The sequence below is a fragment of the Halopseudomonas sp. 4NH20-0008 genome (assembly GCF_057548395.1).
In genome coordinates, this window is sequence record NZ_BAAJMD010000004.1 from 1 (window position 1) to 20,051 (window position 20,051).

Consider the following 20,051-nt stretch of genomic DNA (forward strand, 5'->3'; position numbering starts at 1 on the left):
AGTGCACCTCCCGCCAGGTCGCGCCAAAACTGCGCATATAGATTACTTGCAGCGTATTCTGGATTGCACAGCTTACGGTGATGGCTACCTATAATCTGATCTTCTCTGTAGCCAAATAAATCCAAAAAGATATTGTTGGCCGATTCAATAAGGCCATCCGGTGTAAAAATTATGTAAGCGACTGAGGACTTGATCGCGTCAATCACTGATTGAAGTGACTGAAGACGAGACTCGTTCTCAAGTAAAAGGTCCGCATACCCGCTTTTGGTCGGTTTTCTGAAAAACATGTTAAGCCTCAGAATGGATTTGACTACTATATTTATCGACATCTTAGAAAAAATGTATAAGACAATTTTTCTATCAGAAAATTATGTTTTGTATATTATTTGGATGCATTGGCCTGCACTAATTTAGTGCAGGCCCTCTGTTTGTAACAAGCACAACTGGTAATGACTTTACTGTTAGCTTGATGGTTTTTCTACTACATAAACCAGTCTATACCGCCCATATCGAGAATCGCCATGTCCGACAACAACATAACGGACCGCATGAAAATCGACGTCAGCCAACTGACCATTGGCATGTATGTCATAGAGCTTGATCGTCCCTGGACAGAAACCAGCTTTTTGTTTCAAGGCTTTCGCATACGCCAGCAAGAAGAAATCCGCTTGCTGCAAAACGTCTGCAAACATGTCTGGGTAGACGCCAAACAGACCGTTGGCGTAAAAGACCAATTAATCGAGAACCACGCTCAGGCCGCTGCGGCGCAGCCGATTATTGGCAAGGTCGATTTTTCCCATGAAGTTGATCATGCCTCCCCGGTCTGGCATTCAGCCCGCGAAGAATCATTGCGCATCCTCGATGCGGTAAAGATGGGGCAGGAGCTGGACGTCCAGGCGGTCAAGGCAGTGATCAAGGACTGTGTCGAGAGCATCCTGCGTAACCCCGCCGCCATGCTCTGGTTGGCGCGCATCAAAAACAGCGACGATTACACCGCCGAACACTCGTTGCGGGTCTCCATTCTCGCCATTGCACTGGGTAGAGAGCTGGGTTTAGCCGATTATCAGCTGGAGCAGATTGGCGTCTGCGGCATGCTGCACGATGTGGGCAAGATTAAAGTGCCCAATGCGATTCTGAACAAACCAGGCGCTTTGACTGCTGAAGAGTTACGCATCATGCAAAGCCACGCCATTGAAGGGCGCCGTTTGCTGATGAGCAATCAGCAGGTCACCCCGGCCACCGTCGATGTTGCCTACTCCCACCATGAACGTCTGGATGGCAAAGGCTATCCGCGTGGCCTTGTTGCCAGCAAGATCCCCTACTTTGCAAAAATCATCGCCGTAGTGGATGCCTATGACGCCATCAACAGCGACAGAATTTACAGCAAGGGTCGGTCGAGTCTGGAGTCACTGCGCATTCTGTTCGATTCCGCCAATAGCCATTTCGATGAAGAGATTGTCGGTAACTTTATCCGTATGATCGGCATCTACCCGCCCGGCGAAATCGTTGAACTGGCCAACGGTGAAGTCGGCATCATCATTGGTTGCCCGCCGGGCAACAAACTCAAACCGAAAATCCTCTGTGTACTGGACAGCAAAAAACAACCTTGCAGGGAGCGGGTTATCGACCTGGCAACCACCACCACCGACGCCCAGGGCAAGTCCTGCCGCATCCACGAAGTGCACAGCAGCGGTGCCTTTGGCATAGACATCGAGGCCTATCGGCGCAAAGGCCTGATTATTCCACCCGGTCTCTAATAGACACTCACAGGCTGTCAGCCAATCTGCGTAGACAGCTTGTGCACCGCCGCAATCTCACCACTCCAGATCATCTCGTAGTGCGCGGTCTGCACCATCGACCTGACCTGCCGTGGAGTAAACAGGCCCCAGCACACACCCTGCGACTGACGTACAGAGTGGTAACGCAGGGCCGTGGCCTGGCTGTCCCGTGCGCTTTTCCCCAACACGCGCGAGGTACTGTAATCATCAGGCGCATAGATGGGATCATGGCGCGGCACTGTCAACGCATCCAGCGCACCCGCCTCATTGAAGCGCGCGGTCAGCCCGCGAAAGACAAAACGCTCGTAACGCAGGTCCGGCACCTGCGACCAGTAACGTTGCTGGTGATAGCGCACCTCGGCAATCGCCGTTTCCATAGAGTCAGCCAGATACAACACACCATAACTGCCATCGCTGAAGCGTGAGCCTTCCGGATTGACGTGGGTAAAAGGCGCCGCCGCATAGGAGCAGCCCTGAATGCCAAAGGGGATGTCCTCACGCGGCAGCAGAGCCAGGGTTCCGGCCTGACTCTGCATGCGGGGATTGGTCAGCGCCTGCAGCGCATACAACTGCTCAAACTCTTGCGCAGTAGCCACATCATCAAAGATGGCAATGGGCGGAAACTTCGAATGCACCAGCCGGTAGGCACGCACTGTACTGTCTGGCAGCACCTGTAGCTTGCTGATCTCTACCACTGACTACCCCGCAACGCATCAATGCGCCGGAAGGTTTCATAGACCGCGACAATATCGCCACCGCTCATCACTTCCAACGGCGAGCGACCAAAGAAAAAGGCATTGTTGTTCGGCATCCGCATAAAACCGTAAAGGTTCTCCGGATTATCAAACACCATGCGCAAGGCCGCGTGCATGTTCAACACAAAGCTCACCCGCGAGAGCTGATCACGGTCCAGACTGATCGCCGCCAGGCCGTCCTTGCGCTTGGCCCGGGCATAGGTGCTGTGCGATACGCGCAGGATCGCCTCCCCCTGCTCCCCCGTCGCCCCCCATTTATCGAGGATGGCAACAGCCGCGCGCAGACCGGTGGCAGCGGTGGACTTTTCTGAGGCAACAGCAACAGTGCTAAGCATGGTTCAATCCCGGCAATACATGTATTTACAGATACTAGACCTGTAATACTGTATTTACAAATACAAAGATGAAGCCCGCCATCAGCATCCTGACTCAGGTCGTCGCCACACACTCGCCAACCACGGCTGCTGCGCGCACGGCAACCCGGCTGGCCGATAGTAATGCTCGATCTCGACAAACCCCGCCGCGCGCATGAATGCCTGCCAGGTCTCCAGACGGTAATAGGCCGCGTAGCGGTCACCGGTCCAGCCTTCCTGATCATCGCCACGCGGGTTCGAGCTGAACAGCACCCCGCCCGGCTTCAGGCTCTGATGCATTTGCCGCAGCGCCGCAGGCAGAATCCTGCTGGGAATATGAAACAGCGTGGCGTTGGCAAAAATCCCGTCAAAGCGCTCAGCCGGAAGATCCAGTGCCAGAAAATCCTGCAGCCATACTTCACAGCCGCTGTCCTGCCGCGCCATCTCGACAAAACGCTGGCAGCCATCCAGCCCCACCGCCACATGCTCCAACGCGGTAAAGGTGCGCAAATCCCGCCCCGGCCCACAGCCCATATCCAGAATCTGCAACGGCGCAGGCGCTTGAATGTGGCGCAGCAAGGCATCGATATTCTGGCTCACATCGTGATCCCGTGTGCCCTCACGAAAGCCCTCGGCGTTCTGCTGGTAATGTTCAAGGGTCTGCCGGGCCATTGCGGTCAGACGGGACAGGCGATCGAGCTCACTCTCGGATTGCACAGGCAACGCTCCTCGCAGGGTTTCAACAACGCCGACACGCCATATTGACGTGGGGCACTTCAACCAGCTCAACCTCAAACTTGTCCAGATACTCCCGGCGCTCAAGCCGGCGCATTTGATCTTGTATCCAGAGCGCGCGCTCCTGCGCGTAGAGTGGCGGTTGCACCGGATCCCATCGCAACGGGCTGGGGAGCACAGCCACTAATTGACTGGACTGGCGCTCAGACAGTTCACAGGCATCGATATTGAAGTGATGACGGGTGGCCGCATCGATACCAAACACGCCGTGATCCCACTCGACGATGTTGAGATACATTTCCAGAATGCGCTGCTTGGGCCAGAGCAATTCAATACCCAGGGTAAACCAGGCCTCGATCGTCTTGCGGAAATAGGTGCGATCAGGCCAAAGGAACAAGTTCTTGGCCACCTGCTGGCTGATACTACTGCCACCGCGCAATGTGCCGCCGAGCTTGTTGTGCTCATAGGCCGCACGTATCTGGGCATAGTCAAAACCGAAATGCGTGGCAAAACGCTGATCTTCAGAGGCAATAACCGCCAGCTTTAGATTGTCCGGAATCCGTTCATAGGGCCGCCATTGATACTCAATGTGCAGCTCCTGCTGGTTTTGCCTGGCCACATACCAGCGCTCGAGCATCAGCATCGAGCCCGGCGCCGGCACCCAGCGAAAGATCAAGACCGGCACAAGACTCAACAACGCCACAAACAGCACCGTCTTGGCGGTTATGCGTACTATTTTTTTGAGCATGAAAATATCAATTATCTGTTCGTTATGAGCACGCATCCGTGCACTGAGTCATACCAAAAGACAATACAACTGGTGTTTACAGCCCCGCCCTGGAGCAAGCCGCTCCGGTTTTGTGGCGGGAAATGTGGGCAAAGGGTAACAAACTTTAGCGGGCTTGGTGTCGATGGAATCGACATGACAGCGTGTCGTGTCGATATTTCAGTAAAAAATCAACATGGAAAAAGATCTGGCAGCTTTTAAAGCTGCCGCCTTTTCGACTCTGTAATTCAAGCATCATAAAAATTGTCCTATCCCATCTAGTCTGAGACTATTCAAACAGGCTTCAAAAGCACCAGAAAACTAAAAATAGGCTTTCCACTGTTCATGAGGGGTCAAGATGCTGACCAAAAAGACACTACTGCACAGATTTGCTCTAGCGCTTTCGCTCTGTCTCCCAGCCTTGACGCTTACCGGCTGCATGACTGGGAGCTATTTTGAATCATCTCCGATTCCGGTACTGGATCAGCCCCCATCAACAGACTATCGATCTCTTGGCACGACGCAGACCTATATCGACATGAGAGTGGGCAGTGCCACGTGGCGCAGTATTGTCGACTACAGACTCGCCAGCCAAGCAGTCTCCGAATACGGCAGTGAAGCTGATGCCGTGATCATGTTGAACTATAACGAGGGTCCACAGCACGCAATAGGCGTGGGCATGGTCATTAGCTATGTGGCAGGCCAATCTGGCGCTCAGACAACCCCCGTTGTCGAACAACCTCAGGCCATTCCAACTCCCCTCAACTTACCCACGGGCGAGGTGATTCTCTATCGCGATAAAAGGGCTCTGAATTCCGACGTTGACTACATCGTGCACTGGCAAGGCAAACCACAAGGGGTAGTAAGAAATGGGGGCGCTTTGAGAGTGCGTTTACCCGCCGGGCCGCAGGTGTTGAACATCAGCTACAGACCAGGTGCACCAGAGTTTCAGGAGCAGCTGGTCGTATCAGAGGATTCCGAAGCCTATTTGTTCATGCGTCTGAACTACTCCCTCAGCGCACGCTCACACTTGACCATCGAGCCCGTCCCGGTAGAGCAAGGTCGCGCTGCGGTGATGGCTTTGCAAAATTAGACAGGCCGGCTGACGTTCGGCGATCAGGGTGTGTGAGCCCAGCAGACTACAGAGTTGCTGGGCGTTGATCTGACCCCGGTTTGAAATCAAGGCTTGCCCTGCCCGGTCGCCTCGCCCGGGTTTATCGTCGTATCAAAACAGTCCTTACGCCTCTCTCAGGTAATCCGTATCCAGCTGCTTGACCACCTATACCTGCTTTACCTTTAGCCCAGCGTTTGGCTTGCTTGCGCAGATAAATAGATCTGTCACTTTGTATGCGACCTTTGCCTCCTAATCAGCCACCCTTTTGGGTGTTGGTTTTTCAAAGACCACGCTTATAGACTGCCGCCATCACTGGCAGCCACCGAACGGCCAGGCGCAATCAACCCCTTTATTAAGAGCATTTACCATGAGCCAGACAGATATCCCCTCCAGCAACAAGCGCCTGCTATTCACTTTGCTGATTTTAGCTCTCTGCATAATAAGCATCAGTCTGATCTGGCTCAGCGCCAAGCGTCCAGGCAGTTTAAGCTCGGCGCCAGAGGCTATGACCCAGGAGCGCCAGGACCCCCGCGTGCAAATCGACAAGATGCTTGAGCTGGCCAACCAGAGTAAGGAACTTGCCCGAGCGGCGGTGCAGTACAATCCAAGCAATTCAGAAGCCGTCTTTATAACTGAACCCTTTTCATCCCTTCGCCCACAGCTCCAGCGCCACCTGGAAGAGCTGGATCAGATTACCAAAGCCTATTCCGCCACCGCCGCGACAGACCAGGAACGCTTGTTGATCACGACTGTCAGCACCGACCTTCAGGCCTTCATCGAGAAAGGCCTGAATGCTGTATTTGTGGCAGCTGAAAACGACCGCTTTGACGACGCCATACAGCTGTATTATCGCCAACTGGAGCCGGCGTTTACGCGCTATCGCAACAGTGTTGATGCGCTCAAACGGCTGCATCCTGAAGTAGCTGAACAAGGGTAAGCGGGCAACAAAGCCGTGCAATCGGGGTCAGGTGAGCTTAAAAGCAGACTCTGACCCTCTAAGCTTTTCGGGCTGCTCAGACAGTCTTAGCTTGCGATCATATCCAGCTCAGCCAATACCCTGTCCACGGCCGCCAGGGCGCCCTCCATATAACCGCCCTGTTCAAGCGCTGCCTCGCTGCCGATCAAACGCACCCTCTCTGTCCATGGCGCGGCGAGCGTGATCTGCGCATCCAGTGCACCGTGCTCGCCCGATGACACCCGGTCCTGTTCTATCGCGGTACAGGGGTCAGCTGCCCAATCATAAAAGGCATCCTCAATAGGCGCTGCCGCCTGCTCACCAAACAAGCGCACCAGTTGGGCACGACAAGCGATTTTGATCTCGGCCGACGTCAGGCCTGCCCGCTGCTCGGCATTAATGCCGAAGAAGCCAAACAAGGCCGCACCCTGGTTGTTGCTGGCGTCGTGAACCTCAGTCAAAGGCCCTATACGGCTGAAGGCATCACCGGATAGCCCCGCCTCGCGCCAGAAGGGTCTGGCGTAGTGGGCAACATACTTTGCGTGAGCGGCCATCCAGGTGGGTACCGCCATCAACGTCTGCACATCCTGCTCGGGCAGCGCGGGGGTGAACTGGATACCGGCGATTAACCGAGGGGGCAGCGCAAGCCACAGATGCGTATAGGTCTGTAATCGGTTGGGAGGATTGGCAAACACCGGTTCTATTACCAACCCGTCACCCTTCACAGTCTTCAAGGCGGCGTTCAGATGCAGCTGCTCTGGTGGTAACAAGGCGCTGAGTGCCGACACCAGTTGCGCGGTGCCACCCTCGATACGCATTGATGTATTGCCCTGCACATAGCCTGCACGGCGCACCACACCAACCGCCCGATCTTCCAGCAGCATAGCCCCGGTGCTGTATTGCTCAAACACCGGCAAACCCAGCTCGGTTACCAGGGTCTGCATGCGCGGCTGGAAATCCGGCCAGAACCAGGATGGCCCGAGATCAAAGCCAGCCAGTCCGCTAGAAAGGATACGACCGCCAAGACGATCGCGCGCCTCAAACAGGTCAAAGCCGATACCCTGCCAGTGCAATCGGTAGGCCGCATAGAGCCCCGCCAAACCGCCACCAATAATGGCAACTCTTGCTTCAGACATGGTTTACCTCAGAGAGAATCTATATCTCTTGCGGGTATTTCTCAGGGCTCAGGCGGTTCCGGGATACTGCCTGTAGCGACTGGCCGCCCCGCTCAGTTTTCATATGCACATAAAAGAGGGCGCCATGCGCCCTCTGAGTAGGTACTTATGGCGTGACCGGCTTTATAACCTCTCTGTCGACCATATCCTTGCCCAGTCGGGTCCAGGTCACGAGGAAGAACAGGGCACTGGCAACGTAAAGGCAGGCCATTATCACCATGGAGGTTTGCAGGCTTTGTGAGTAAACCTGGCCACAGACATCCTGCAGGCTCTGATCCAGTTGACCGATCACCGTGGGGTGACACTGATTACGTGCCAGTTCGCCCGCAGCGACGCCGAGCTCGGCGATGCCGGACTTGAAGAAGATGTCGGAGACTGCGCCAATGAACAGCGGACCGAAGCCGTAGCCAATCAGGTTGACGAGAAGCAGCATCACTGCCGTGGCCATGGCCCGCACGCGCATGCTGACCACACCCTGACCGATGGTGTACTGCGCGGCCAGGTAGCCGTACTTTACAAAGCCGCCGATGATCAGGCCGATTGCAGCGTAGAGCAGATTGTTGGTCGTGAAGGCGAAAATATAAAAAGGAACCGACAGTGCCAGACCCACCGCCGGTACCCAGGCGATGGCGCCCGGGTGCTTCTTGTAAATCCGGGTCGCCAGCCAGCCGGTAGCAAAGGTGCCAATGGCAGAAGACAGGGCTACCGGTGTGTTGATCCAGATTGCCGCCTGACCAGCGGTGATTTCGTAGGTGCGGACCAGAAACAGCGACTGGAACGAGGAGATACCGTAACCGCAAAACGCAGCGATGGTGGCGCCGGCGGTCATCAGCCAGAAAGCCGGCTTGCCCATCAACTCGTGAATAGCCTCGCTCAGTTTGGCTCGCTCTTTTTTCTCCGCCTGCTGCGGATCGGTGAAGCCGCGCGGCGGCTCCTTGACTGTCAACTTGAACACCAGGGCGACCAGCAAACCCGGCAAACCGACAACGAAAAAGGCGGTGCGCCAGTCGAACATGTCGGTAACCCAGCCGCCTATCAGGTTGGCAAACATGGTGCCAAGTGTGACACCCATGGCGTAGAAGCCCAGCGCCTGGGAGCGTTCACGTGGAATAAAGTAGTCCGCGATCAGCGAGTTGGCCGGCGGCGTACAGCCCGCCTCACCAATGCCCACACCGACGCGGCACATCAGCAGAATCCAGAACGCGCCGATGGTGACTGAGCCAATGGTGACTTCCGTTGCCAGGCCGCAGAGCGCCGTCATCAGCGACCACAGGGCCACACAGACAGTCATGATCCAAACGCGATTGGCGACATCGGCAAAGCGCGCCAACGGAATGCCCACCGCGGTATAGAGCAGAGCGAAGCCAAAGCCGGTGAGCAGTCCAAACTGCGTGTCGGTAATCCCGAGATCCGGCACCAGATCGGGCCCCACGACAGCCAGCAGTGCACGGTCGACAAAATTCAGAATGTAGATGAGTGTCAGCGCGAACAGCACATAGTTGCGGTACGCCTTGGAGCCGAAGCCAACCAGGTGGCCGCCGCTGGCAGTGGTGCTACTCATAAATAAACCCCGTGTGCATATATTGTTGTAAGAGGATGCAGGCCGGAATAGCACGCTGATACTACTCGCCAGCAGAGGCCCGAGTATAGCGATCTGGCAACGCCTGTGCTGAACAGAATCCCATAATCTGACTGGCCGGTCATAGCCATCAATACCCGACATGGCAGCGCGAACCCCTATGAATCCTGGCGCGCAAGCCAAACAGCCCTTCTGGGTGATTGACATCAATCCATAAGCAAAATAGGGCTATATCATCAAAGCGTTATAGTACTGAGACCCGGTCAAGAATCATGCTGTGCCGATGCAGACGCTCCTTAAGACACAGTCTGATCCGCACCCGCGACATGCAGTAGGAACGTTGCACAGGACTGGTTTATTTACAGACATAAAACATACCGCCAGCCTTTTGGACAAAGCTTAGCCATCCGCGGCAGGCCTTGTATTGCCCCGCCCTGCTATCTGACATACCCTCCCGTACATGAAAACACCACCGGGGATCAGAATGAACAAAACCATTTCCGCAGCACTCCTGCTGGGCTCAAGCCTCCTGCTCAGCGCCTGCTCAAGCGGTCCGTCGGAAGACGACGTCAAGACCCTGCTGGAAGCCCAGATGAACCAGATGTCAGCGATGCTGGGTGAGATCGGTGGCGAGAGCATGTCCAGCATGCTGAAAGTCGAGATCCACGGCGTTACCATCCATAGCTGCGAAGAACAACGCACCAACGTCTACCTCTGTGATATTGACGTGGATGCGACCACCCCGATTGCCGGTCGCTCCATGCAACGCTCGGAAGTGTTGATGGCCAAATCCCAGGACGGCTGGGTCCCGGCACAGTAACGCCAACGCCGCCTTATTGAGCAGCTTTTCCCGCAGCAGGCTTTAACGCATACCCATACAGTTGGCGTAATAGGTCGTCGTGGCGGGCCAGTCGGAGAAAATGCCGATCACCCCCACGTCCCGGGCCAGCACATCAATCACGGTCATGACATCGCCGTCGTTGTTGATCGCATCGGTCACGCTCTGGTAGTACCAACCGCCGCCCTCGGCCAACGGCCCGCTTCGTTCTACTGTCCAGGCAATCAAATCCAATCCGGCAGCACGGGCGTTCTCGGCATAGGTTGAGGGCACTATATGCTGTTGTTCATCGAGGCTGAGCATCTTCCACAGGGCCGGGGCAAGAATAGCCACCCCCTGCGCTTTAAGGCCTTGCATGTAGGCCAGCGAAGACGTCTCCGGCGTCATATCACGCTGATCCAGAAAAACCGCCTGGCGGCCAAAGTCAGGCATCTGGTTCACCCAGAACAGCACGTCATCCAGCAGAAAAGACTGGGGCCAGACGTCCTCCGGACTGACACCGGCATCGATATAGTCCTGGATCATCTGACGGGCAACATCCTGCTGCGTGTAATCGCCCTGGTAAGGCATATCGACAACCGGCGTCTTTAACTCGGGTGTCATCTTCACGCCCAGGGCCTGGAATAAGGCAATGCTTTCCCGGTGGCTCAACAGGGTGCCGCGGCTGGTATACAGGTCCGTGCGCCAGCTGGGGGTTCCGGCCACATAGTCCTGGGGCGTGGTCGCCACCGGATTGAAACCGTCCATCTTGCCCTGCAGTGACTTGAACTCCTGCAGCGTAATGTCACTGGTGCGGCATTCTGCATGGGCCGCCCTGCCCGTCGCCGGGTCCGCAGGGACAAAAGGCTGGGTACACTTGGCGTTCAAGGCCGGGATGGTGACAATATTGGTGGTGGTATGCAGGTCATCCTGGGCATGGCGGCACACCAGCTCACGGTCGGCGGTAAAGGCCACGTCACACTCCAGAATACCGGCACCCATGCGCGCGGCTGCCCGGTAGGATTCCAGGGTATGCTCCGGAAACTGCAGCGGCGCACCCCGGTGCCCGATGGAAAAATCAGTACGCCTCAAAGGCTGACCCTCGCAACGCTTGAGGCTGTCTTTGAGCGGGCCTTCATCCATATCGTCCACCAGCCAGGCGGGGCGCGGGCCAAGCTGCACGGCAGGCTGATGCTGCGTGTGGTCGTCAACGCCAGCCTGATCCGGGCGATCGCTGGCATACACCGGCAGTGCACAGGCGGTTGCCAAGAGCATGGCCAGGGTCGATCCGAATCGTGTCATGCGTTGCTCCGTGCCGAGATCAAGCGGGAAACACCATCTCAGTATCCTTTATTCAGATGACATGATCATGATGATCAAACCAAGATTGCCGCTCAATCGCGGACAACCGTTTGAGCGAGCCGGCTGATTTCCCGCCGGGTATACAGATGCGCTATCACCGCGCTAACCATCACCACCCCGACGATGGTGTAGAACAGGGACACCATGGGGTAGCCCCACTGCACGATAAGCACATAGTTGATTGTGGCAGGTACCACAAGCTGCCGCGCAATACCCAGGTACATCGGGAACAGGGGCTTGCGCATGGCCTGCAGCACCGCGACGCTTTGAAATAGCACCACATACCCATAAAAGGCCAACGCATCGATTCTGAGATAGGTGATGCCGGTGTTTTTTATCGCTTGCGCATCGGTAAAAAAGCCCACCATCAGGGGCGATAAAAAGACCATGATCGGGACGGATACCAACGCCATAGCCAGCCCGATCAACAGACTTTTCCGGTAGGTCTCTGCCACACGTGAAACCTGCCCTGCCCCCATATTCTGCCCGGCAACCGCCATGACCGCGCTGTTCAAACCCAGTGCAGGCAACAGCAGCAGCTGTTCAAGTCGCAAGCCCACGGTATAACCCGCCACATGATCGCTGCCAAACTGCCCAATCAGCGCCACGGTAATGAAACCACCCAGCACGATGGTCAACATGTTGAAGCTGGCTGGCAGCACTTGCTTTAGCAACGCCTGCCAGCGCGGCCAGTCCAACGCCGGTCTGATACGAATATCAAGCCGCTTGGCAAGGACATGTAACAGGTAAAAGGCCGTTGCCAGTTTAATCGTCACCGTGGCCAAGGCTATGCCCGTCACACCCAAGCCCAGCCCGAACATAAACAGGGGGTTTAAAACAAAGTTGGCAAAAAAACCGATGGCGAGTGCATTGCGGTTCGACTTGGTATCGCCCAGGGCCATCAAGGCCCCTGCGGCAGCAAAAGACAGGGTAAAGCCGACCGAACCCGCCAAGGTGACCCACAGGTACTCCATGGCCAACGGCTCGATAATCGGCTCAGCGCCCAACAACACCACCAGAGGTCGCGCGGCCAACGCCCCAAGCACAAAGGTGATAACACTGAAGCCAATCGCTATACCGCAGACGTTATCGACCCAACCTTTGATCTCACGGCCACCCTCACCTGTGGCACCGCGTCCGATGTCCGGCGCAATCATGGCAGAGGCACCCGTCTGAATACCCAGACCAATGGACAGCAACAGGAAAAAAACACTACCCGCGATCGACAAACCGGCCAAAGCGTCATCACCCAGGTAACCCGCAAACCAGATATCGGTGAGGTTGTATAAGGTGTTGAACACCATCCCCATTGATGCCGGGATGGATAACCTGATGATATGGCCCAGAACAGGGCCATGCGTCAGCGAAGGTAAGGTCGGGGAATTTTTCAAGGCGCGAATCGCATCATCAAAGGGACCCTTTTGCCTGCAGTAAACAACGCCTAGCCAACTCTGTCTTTCAAATAAAGAGTAAAGACTGAGTATCAGGGTCACTGGTGCTGGGAGCAAGGTATCAAAGGTTGCTTTGGATTACCCCACGATGGATGCAAGAACGGGTATGAGCTGAATATTTCTATTCAGGATGTATGTTTATCTGACCCCAATTTCTTCTCTCTTTAACCCCCCCCGTCCATGGGGATGACGTTTCCGTGGCGTGAATGCTGTGTTGTCCGTGACTGAAGGCCAGACGCAATCAGACTTTCGACTCACAGAAGGACTTCATTGCGGATGTCAGTTGTTCAAGCTGCCCGGCTGAAATAGTGTAGGGCGGCATCGTGTAAAGCAACTTGCCGAAAGGCCTGAGCCATACGCCATGACTTGTCAGCAGCGCCTGCGCCTCGGCAACATCGATGCTCTCTGTCATCTCGACCACGCCAATCCCACCCAGTACACGGACGGCAGCCACTGATGGCAGCTCGGCCAGCGGCCACAGCGCGCTTCTCAAGTGTGACTCGATAGCCTGCAGGCGCTGTTGCCATGGCGAATCGATCAGCAATGCTATCGCTGCTTCAGCAACGCTGCATGCCAGCGGATTGGCCATGAACGTCGGGCCATGCATGAAAACGCCAGCTTTGCTGCGGCAGACGGTAGCTGCCACATCAGCAGTTGCCAGCGTGGCAGCTAGCGTCATGTAACCGCCGGTGAGCGCCTTACCGACGGTCATGATGTCAGGAATGATACCGGCGTGCTCATAGCCAAACATTTTTCCAGTCCGGCCGAACCCAACAGCAATTTCGTCAAAGATGAGCAGCAGGTCGAGTTCGTCGCAGAGTATTCTGAGCTGACGCAGATAGCAGGGATGGTAGATCCGCATGCCGCCAGCGCCCTGTACAACAGGCTCGATGATCACCGCTGCCAGTTCGTCGACGTGCTGTGTCAGGGTCTGGCGCCAGCGTGTAATGATCTCTGGATCAGCCACCGGACAGCTGCCAGCACCTCCATTGCAACAGCATGCATTCTTGGCGGCTGAGAGCTGCTCGCCGGATGTTGGCCCAGCGGCATCTGCCGCCGCAGGAACAACCGGCGGCATGCAGGCCGGGTCGATCGGCGGCGCTTCCAGAAAAATGTTCTGCGCCAGAAAGCCTTTGAACAGACTATGCATGCCATTGTCCGGATCAGTCACGGACATCGCGCCAAAGGTGTCACCATGGTAGCCAAAGCTAAACGCTGCAAAGCGGCTTCGTCCCTCTACCCCACGCCCCTGCCAGTACTGCAGCGCCATCTTCAGCGCTACCTCCACCGACACCGAGCCAGAGTCTGCAAGAAACACAGCTTCCAGCTCAGGCGCTGTGATGTCGACCAGGCGCCGGCCCAGCGCCACGGCAGAAGGATGGGTAATGCCGCCAAACATGACATGACTCATCTTTGCCATCTGTCCGCTGATGGCAGCGTTCAGCTCGGGTACGTTATAGCCGTGGATCGCGCTCCACCAAGAGGACATACCGTCGAGCAGCCGCGTGCCGTCGGCCAGCTGAAGTTCGCAGCCTTCAGCGGCCACGACCGGCGCGCAAGGCAGGGGTCTTAAAGTCGATGTATAGGGATGCCAGAGATGGCGCTGGTCGAATGCGAGGTCTTCAGGGGTCATGGCGTACCGGATCACGTGGAAAACAGGTTAGCCACTGTATCAAAGTTGTTGCGGTGTAGCAGGCCCTCCGCGCAGCATTACCGGGGAATGTCTCCTTGTGATAATCGTCCATTTCCTATCCCGCCATGCTCAAGTGCATGACGGCTTCGACACAAGCCAGCACGCCGAGGCCATCGAAATTGGTTGTCTCCAGGCTGTCGACAGGACGAGAAGCCATTATTTCGTTCCGGGAATCTCCACCAGTCCTATGACGTATTCGCACTCGAAATTCTTCTGAAACTGCCACGACTGCCACTCATCAAAATCATCCGCCAGATATACATCCATGGGATGCACTTCACCATTATGCCGGGCAAGATGAACCTTGATGTTTTTGGGCGTAATCGAAGGCATGAGTGCCGTCAGCAACGGCATCAGCATTTTTCAGCTCCGTAAAGTTGTCGACTCGCCATGGGCATCAGCTCTAACAAAGTATGCCAGGAGCAGATTAATATTTCCGTTGGAGACTATGTTCATCTGACCCCCGTTACATCCTGTTGGCTTAACTACCCGCCCTGCCCAACCGACGCGCAGCAAGCAGCAAGATAGCGGCAATAATCACCTCCGGTGCGATCAGATCAAGCGCCAGAGCAGCATCATGCACCGCCCAAGCCAACACTCGCCCCAGCGCCGCAATACCCAGCAGCATCGCAGCCGGGTAATACCAGATGCGCTGCGAGGTCACCAAGCCAAGCAAAATAAGCGCGCCCAAGGTAAGGAAGAAGGCGGTAAAGTCACCAATCTGCGTACTACGCCCCACTCCCTCCAGCAACGGCATACCCAACTGCCCCGCCGCGCCAGACGGATCCACCAGCCAACGCAAGCCGATCAGCAGGAACATCAGGCCAAGCAAACCTACAACCACCGTCAGTATCTTGTTCATTGTTGTCTCCGGAATAATCATTTTCTATTACCGCGGTTGCGTCACATGCAGGCCAGTTTGCCTTTCTTGATGGTAGCGTCGTGACTATTGTCAGCACTTATTTATATCGATGGGATAAACATGACGAACTTTCATGTCGAAATTTAGCTTAAAAATCGACATGAAAGCTTATGAGTCAGGAACAGCTTGAGCGTTCATTAGACCCCTGTTTGTTTTTGGCTGAAAGCTTTTTATGCATCGGTTTTGTAGGTCGCATTGCTCATAGCCTATGACATAGAAGTTAGATGAACAGAAGGATATAGCTCATGAAGTTTCGCAAAATCACCTACCCTATCAGCCTGCTCCATCGAACAGAGTTTCAAGCTATGGCTTCTGCGGGGAAAGCCTGTAATAGATACAGGCAGCCGCTTTGCTGAAGACAATTTGAACAACCAGTACAGCTCATCTCCTACACCGGCTTTACCGGCTTGTTCAATGGTCAGATCCGAGCGTCGAACCAATGAAACCGACTCGACAGACCACAGCCAGTCTGCTCTTTTCTCACCCAGTTCGGGATCGTGGGCTGTGATCACACAAAACCGGATTTCACGTATCAGGTTCCGGGAAATATCGCTTCGCTCAGATGCATGCAACCTCATGTGGTACCAGCCTGCAGTGCCATCCCGGAAACCCTGCAAATATTCCGGTGAACGGCCTTTTTTTGGTGCACCTGTAACAACCATGCAGAGCTCCGGATACCGTGACTGTCGCATCCCAGTTGGCGGAATTCGCGCGGAATCTTGCAGATAAAGGTGGTCAGCATTTGAAGGGGCGCCGTAGGCTGCACCACCCAGCTTATCTGCCAAAAAAGCACGCAACCATGCGTTTCCCTCATCGTCACCACCAACTTGACCAGGAACCAAAGGAAAAGCGCCGATCCCTATTTTCCTGACAGCCGCATGATAAGGATTGAGATCCGCATTAAACGGGCTCTGGGGGTAATAGCCCGGATACAAAGCAAAAGCCCCAAAAACAGGGCGTGAATGGCTATGCAGGCCATTAGTATCATGATTACAGACAAGTGCATCGCGATAACGGTGCATCTGGTTGATTGCATCGTCCGGTACATAATCAACTAATCCGTCGTCGTCCTTTATGCGGTATTTGGCATCGAACAACCAAACAAACCGCTCCCCGCTCGGGAACACGGCCTCAAGTAAAACGTCAGGCTTTTGGGTTGTTACCAATGCCGAAATCGGCTGCGTGTTAGTCCGGAAAACCGGCTCATGCGCCAAGCGGATCTTGACACCGTCCGGCCGGACAAAACTGAACGCACCGTAAAAACCATCCCGGACAACCTGCTCAAGGCCTTGCTGCTTCAGCACTGCGCGACCGAGACTCACTTCCGTGAAACCCAGATCAATCAACAAGTCTCGAATTTCCAAGAAACACCAGACCTCGTACAGCTCTGCAACACTTTTCATGGAGACGGAAGCCTGGCGCCCGAGCACACCCAAGTACATCTTCAATTTCTGCCAACACCGGTACACAATCGAGTAGCCGGATTTCTGGTGCAAAACAAGCGATTCGGAATTCAGCCCCGAGAAGGGACCGATTTCCCTGAATAACGGGTTAGCCAACTGTTTTTCAAGACTTTGTCGCCATCCGTCCAGGGTCTGGAAAAATACAGGCGACAATCTGTTCCTGTCTGCTGCAGCATCTGCCCTTTTAGCAACCTCGACAAACCGTGCCAGGTTATCGCGACTTTTCTCCAAAACCATTTTTATGAACCGGTTTTCCGGCGTATCGACAGCTAACTTCTTTCGCGTTATCTGGTAGCGCCGCGCTGTCATGCCCGACTCAAAATCCCCTCTAACACGCTCTGCCAGGCGATTAGACACCCGGCCTTTCATCTTGTCAGCGGTTACCTTTCTGAGCTCACTTACAAGACGGCTGTGAGGAGACCGGATAATTTGTTGGACGCCCCCCTGGAGTTGCTCTTGGAGCGATTCAAACTGGGCAAGCCAGAGCAATGGAAAATGCTGGTGCGTTGATGATGATCGATCGAATTCCTGTTCAGTCTGCTCTGCCAGGGCAAAACGCCACAATGGAAACTGCGCATCAACCTTTTCATAGATGGCCTGTACATCAGAGGCCATATCCATCTTGGTCGGAAACACTTCGGCGGAAACAGCGACCTTGCGCTCGCACCCGCAAACCATGTATCTGACAGGCAATCGTAGCCACCCCACATCATTGCCCGTATTAATGCTGCCTCGAAGGGACTTGACTCCATACTTGTCTGTGTAACGGAAGGCATCGTTTATACGCGCCATTCGGTGCCTGACCACCGGCGTACCGGTAACCGCGGCCGAAAAAACAAACTCGAACTCGTAGAGAGTATTTTCAAAAAGAACAGGTGACGCCAAAGCTGCAACCGAAACCGAATCGTGCAGAATCTCGACTGGCTCACCACCAACACAGATATCACTCCCATGAATAGCCGGATTCAGCCTGATTTGCGTACTTGAGTTATTTTCACAGCGACGCACCCGCAAGGTGTGAGCAAGCAACCTCTCGCGGCTCGAATGATCGCGTGTCCAGATCGTCAACTCCCAGTCAGGGCATTTGATGGCAAGCACTTCAGGCAAAACGCTCTCCTGCTGAATCTATCAGGGCCAAAAGCTGGTAAAACCGTTAGTCTGCAGGCGGCGTCGCATCCACTTAAGTTTGGCATTGCTACGGCAGCCAACACTCAGTGCTTCGCCTTCATTTATTGCTGCCCTGAAAAGATCCGGACGACCGCCACTCCATACTGATGGCATAACCACCTCCAGGTGAGCCGACAGATTCGCCAGAATGTCCTGAGACTCCATACCATCCACAGAAACGCTATCGAATACCGACAGTTTTTCCTGATCGCCTTCGATACGCGGAAGCACTTTCATCATCAGAAAGTCATCCCATACCGCCTGAAGCTCCCGATCATCCTGCGGACCATGGCATGCAACCGAGAGTAACAGTTCATTCAGAGCTCTATATGCCAGCTCGAACGGAGAGCCCCTGAGAATCGAGTTTACACCGGAGAGAAAGGCTACCGACTTTGAACCATCAGGATCGGATGGCACCTCTATAAGATCTTCACGGCTCACCGATGATACCAGCGGGTAACTCAACGCGACTGGCTCTGCTTGCTGGTTAAAGAACTGGTCGAAATCGTTCGGGAAGAACTCACCGAAATCCAAGGACAATGCCCGATCAATTACCTTCCTGGAAAAACCATGAGTGGTTTCATCCATATTCACCGTACCGGCAACAATCAGATTGAATGGCAAAGGTATACCTGTCGTTTTGAAATACTCCCACAAGCCGTCAAGCTGGGCACCAGCCAGTCCCAAATCACTCCTTACCGCTGACACACCTGCAGAATCAAGTTGTGCAAAAATTTCCGGCTTCAGAACCGGGTCGCTGCTGTAAACGTAGGTACGCTCAACGCCGTTATCTGCGTTAGACTGCTGCAACTCTTCTTCATTAAAAAACTGCCTGGTTTCCAGAATGGATAAAAAATCGGCGAAATACTGCTCGACTGGAGCCAGATTCATCTCATCCAAGCACAACCAAAACGGACGGATTTCATCAAGATCCCGGCCAATCCAAACGGGTTTACCGCTACCAGCTTCAACGCTTTGAATTATCTCTTTCCATGCACTGACAATAAATCGCAATACATCAGTCACCACGTAGCGCGGCCCATCCACTCCCAGCCGGGAAACGTAGCCCAACATATCTGATGGCTCATGCCAATCGGGCCTGACCGGCACCAGGCAATACGTCTCCTCCAAACTACCTGTAAGCTTTGCCTGCTGGCGAATGAAACGGGTTTTACCCGTACCAGAAATGCCGGCCAAAAGAATAAAAGGCTTCGGAAGCCGTCTTGCCTCAATGCTTTTTCTAACCGAAATATTATTAGAACTATTTCTTTCGATAAAGCTAAACCAGAGAGGCTTAGCCTTATCATAAAAATCCAACATTTGAATAAGATCTTGCTTCAGCGTCTCACTACTTGGAATAGCATCAGCAGGATAATACTTAGCGATAATATTTGGTGCTTCATATGACTTACCAAGTGAGGTAGCGGCCAGCAAGTCGATGCTCTTATGCCCCCAATTGTTAATATCGGCTACCTGGCCTCTTACCAACTCAGCAAACTCTTTTGCCCGCTGATTGGCAATACGCTTCCCCAGCTTTTTAGCTGGGTTTGTAGTTCCCTGATTTAACGAAAGGTAAAATCCACTTGCATCTGCCTTGAACAGATAAACAGGATATATTCCATCTTGTGCAGACCTTGTTATTTCCGGATCAAATATTGACAACCATGGCACACTTGCCCAATTTCCAGCACCTACACTGCCTTTAACATCAAACGACTTTCCTGCCTCATTTACGATATTTTTTATCGCATCAACAAATTCATTACGAAACTGATTCGCAAGAGGGTGCCCAGAAAAACTTTGTTGTATTGAAGATTTCCATTGACCAGTAATATCCTGGAGCAATGTTTGGAGATCAGCCATTTATTATCACCAATTTTTTGAATTCATCTTTTCGGACACCCGTTCTCCCCTTAAACGACGGACATCCTAGATCTCTTCTACCGGTACGGTGGCGAAAGGAGTC

Annotated in this window: 18 protein-coding genes; 4 read left to right on the forward strand and 14 right to left on the reverse strand. The window is 54.3% G+C overall.

The annotated features are described in order from the left end of the window. A partial coding sequence (locus tag AC27HQ_RS05245) for a PAS domain S-box protein (protein WP_487155024.1) occupies positions 1 to 287 on the reverse strand: 287 nt, incomplete at its 3' end. Between the two features lie 234 nt (positions 288 to 521). Between AC27HQ_RS05245 and AC27HQ_RS05250 the strand changes: the two genes are divergently transcribed. Then, positions 522 to 1,757, forward strand: a complete 1,236-nt coding sequence (locus tag AC27HQ_RS05250) for an HD-GYP domain-containing protein (RefSeq protein WP_487155025.1) — start codon at positions 522 to 524, stop codon at positions 1,755 to 1,757. 17 nt (positions 1,758 to 1,774) lie between these two features. On the opposite strand, the gene AC27HQ_RS05255 is transcribed toward AC27HQ_RS05250, so the two are convergent. From AC27HQ_RS05255 to mtgA, 4 genes are all read right to left on the reverse strand, one after another. Beyond that, positions 1,775 to 2,473, reverse strand: coding sequence for an RES family NAD+ phosphorylase (locus AC27HQ_RS05255; protein ID WP_487155026.1), 699 nt, complete (start codon positions 2,471 to 2,473; stop codon positions 1,775 to 1,777). Further along, positions 2,467 to 2,868: an antitoxin Xre/MbcA/ParS toxin-binding domain-containing protein gene (locus tag AC27HQ_RS05260; RefSeq protein ID WP_487155027.1), complete on the reverse strand. Its 402-nt coding sequence runs from the start codon at positions 2,866 to 2,868 to the stop codon at positions 2,467 to 2,469. Before AC27HQ_RS05260 ends, AC27HQ_RS05255 begins: the two co-directional genes overlap by 7 nt. Positions 2,869 to 2,949: 81 nt before the next feature. Next, the gene (locus AC27HQ_RS05265) at positions 2,950 to 3,558 is read right to left on the reverse strand and encodes a class I SAM-dependent methyltransferase (protein ID WP_487155316.1); all 609 of its coding nucleotides are present in this window, start codon (positions 3,556 to 3,558) and stop codon (positions 2,950 to 2,952) included. 67 nt (positions 3,559 to 3,625) lie between these two features. Continuing rightward, positions 3,626 to 4,369, reverse strand: coding sequence for a monofunctional biosynthetic peptidoglycan transglycosylase (gene mtgA, locus AC27HQ_RS05270; protein ID WP_487155029.1), 744 nt, complete (start codon positions 4,367 to 4,369; stop codon positions 3,626 to 3,628). Positions 4,370 to 4,745: 376 nt separating this feature from the next. On the opposite strand from mtgA, the gene AC27HQ_RS05275 reads away from it, so the two are divergent. Next, on the forward strand, positions 4,746 to 5,480 hold the full coding sequence (locus AC27HQ_RS05275) for a hypothetical protein (protein WP_487155030.1): 735 nt from the start codon (positions 4,746 to 4,748) through the stop codon (positions 5,478 to 5,480). A gap of 388 nt (positions 5,481 to 5,868) precedes the next feature. Beyond that, on the forward strand, positions 5,869 to 6,438 hold the full coding sequence (locus AC27HQ_RS05280) for a Tar ligand binding domain-containing protein (RefSeq protein ID WP_487155031.1): 570 nt from the start codon (positions 5,869 to 5,871) through the stop codon (positions 6,436 to 6,438). 86 nt (positions 6,439 to 6,524) lie between these two features. Here the strand turns inward: AC27HQ_RS05280 and AC27HQ_RS05285 are convergent, their stop codons facing one another. Beyond that, entirely contained in the window at positions 6,525 to 7,592 is a 1,068-nt protein-coding gene (locus tag AC27HQ_RS05285) for a flavin monoamine oxidase family protein (protein WP_487155032.1), read from the reverse strand. 145 nt (positions 7,593 to 7,737) lie between these two features. Continuing rightward, the gene (locus tag AC27HQ_RS05290; protein WP_487155033.1) at positions 7,738 to 9,192 is read right to left on the reverse strand and encodes a spinster family MFS transporter; all 1,455 of its coding nucleotides are present in this window, start codon (positions 9,190 to 9,192) and stop codon (positions 7,738 to 7,740) included. Positions 9,193 to 9,694: 502 nt separating this feature from the next. On the opposite strand from AC27HQ_RS05290, the gene AC27HQ_RS05295 reads away from it, so the two are divergent. Continuing rightward, complete coding sequence (locus tag AC27HQ_RS05295; RefSeq protein ID WP_487155035.1) at positions 9,695 to 10,030, forward strand: hypothetical protein; 336 nt, start codon at positions 9,695 to 9,697, stop codon at positions 10,028 to 10,030. Between the two features lie 42 nt (positions 10,031 to 10,072). Here AC27HQ_RS05295 and AC27HQ_RS05300 read toward each other — a convergent pair whose 3' ends face one another. The 7 genes from AC27HQ_RS05300 to AC27HQ_RS05330 form a co-directional block, all read right to left on the reverse strand. Continuing rightward, on the reverse strand, positions 10,073 to 11,329 hold the full coding sequence (locus tag AC27HQ_RS05300) for a glycerophosphodiester phosphodiesterase family protein (RefSeq protein WP_487155036.1): 1,257 nt from the start codon (positions 11,327 to 11,329) through the stop codon (positions 10,073 to 10,075). Between the two features lie 92 nt (positions 11,330 to 11,421). Further along, entirely contained in the window at positions 11,422 to 12,699 is a 1,278-nt protein-coding gene (locus AC27HQ_RS05305) for an MATE family efflux transporter (protein ID WP_487155317.1), read from the reverse strand. A 382-nt stretch (positions 12,700 to 13,081) separates the two neighbouring features. Next, positions 13,082 to 14,473 carry an adenosylmethionine--8-amino-7-oxononanoate transaminase gene (bioA, locus tag AC27HQ_RS05310; RefSeq protein ID WP_487155037.1) on the reverse strand — a complete coding sequence of 464 codons (1,392 nt, stop codon included), beginning with the start codon at positions 14,471 to 14,473 and terminating at the stop codon, positions 13,082 to 13,084. A 216-nt stretch (positions 14,474 to 14,689) separates the two neighbouring features. Beyond that, positions 14,690 to 14,893 carry a hypothetical protein gene (locus AC27HQ_RS05315; RefSeq protein WP_487155038.1) on the reverse strand — a complete coding sequence of 68 codons (204 nt, stop codon included), beginning with the start codon at positions 14,891 to 14,893 and terminating at the stop codon, positions 14,690 to 14,692. Between the two features lie 121 nt (positions 14,894 to 15,014). Further along, complete coding sequence (locus AC27HQ_RS05320; protein ID WP_487155039.1) at positions 15,015 to 15,395, reverse strand: hypothetical protein; 381 nt, start codon at positions 15,393 to 15,395, stop codon at positions 15,015 to 15,017. 266 nt (positions 15,396 to 15,661) lie between these two features. After that, positions 15,662 to 18,016: a DUF2357 domain-containing protein gene (locus tag AC27HQ_RS05325; RefSeq protein WP_487155318.1), complete on the reverse strand. Its 2,355-nt coding sequence runs from the start codon at positions 18,014 to 18,016 to the stop codon at positions 15,662 to 15,664. Between the two features lie 30 nt (positions 18,017 to 18,046). Next, entirely contained in the window at positions 18,047 to 19,948 is a 1,902-nt protein-coding gene (locus AC27HQ_RS05330; protein ID WP_487155041.1) for an MrcB family domain-containing protein, read from the reverse strand. Positions 19,949 to 20,051 lie beyond the last annotated feature (103 nt).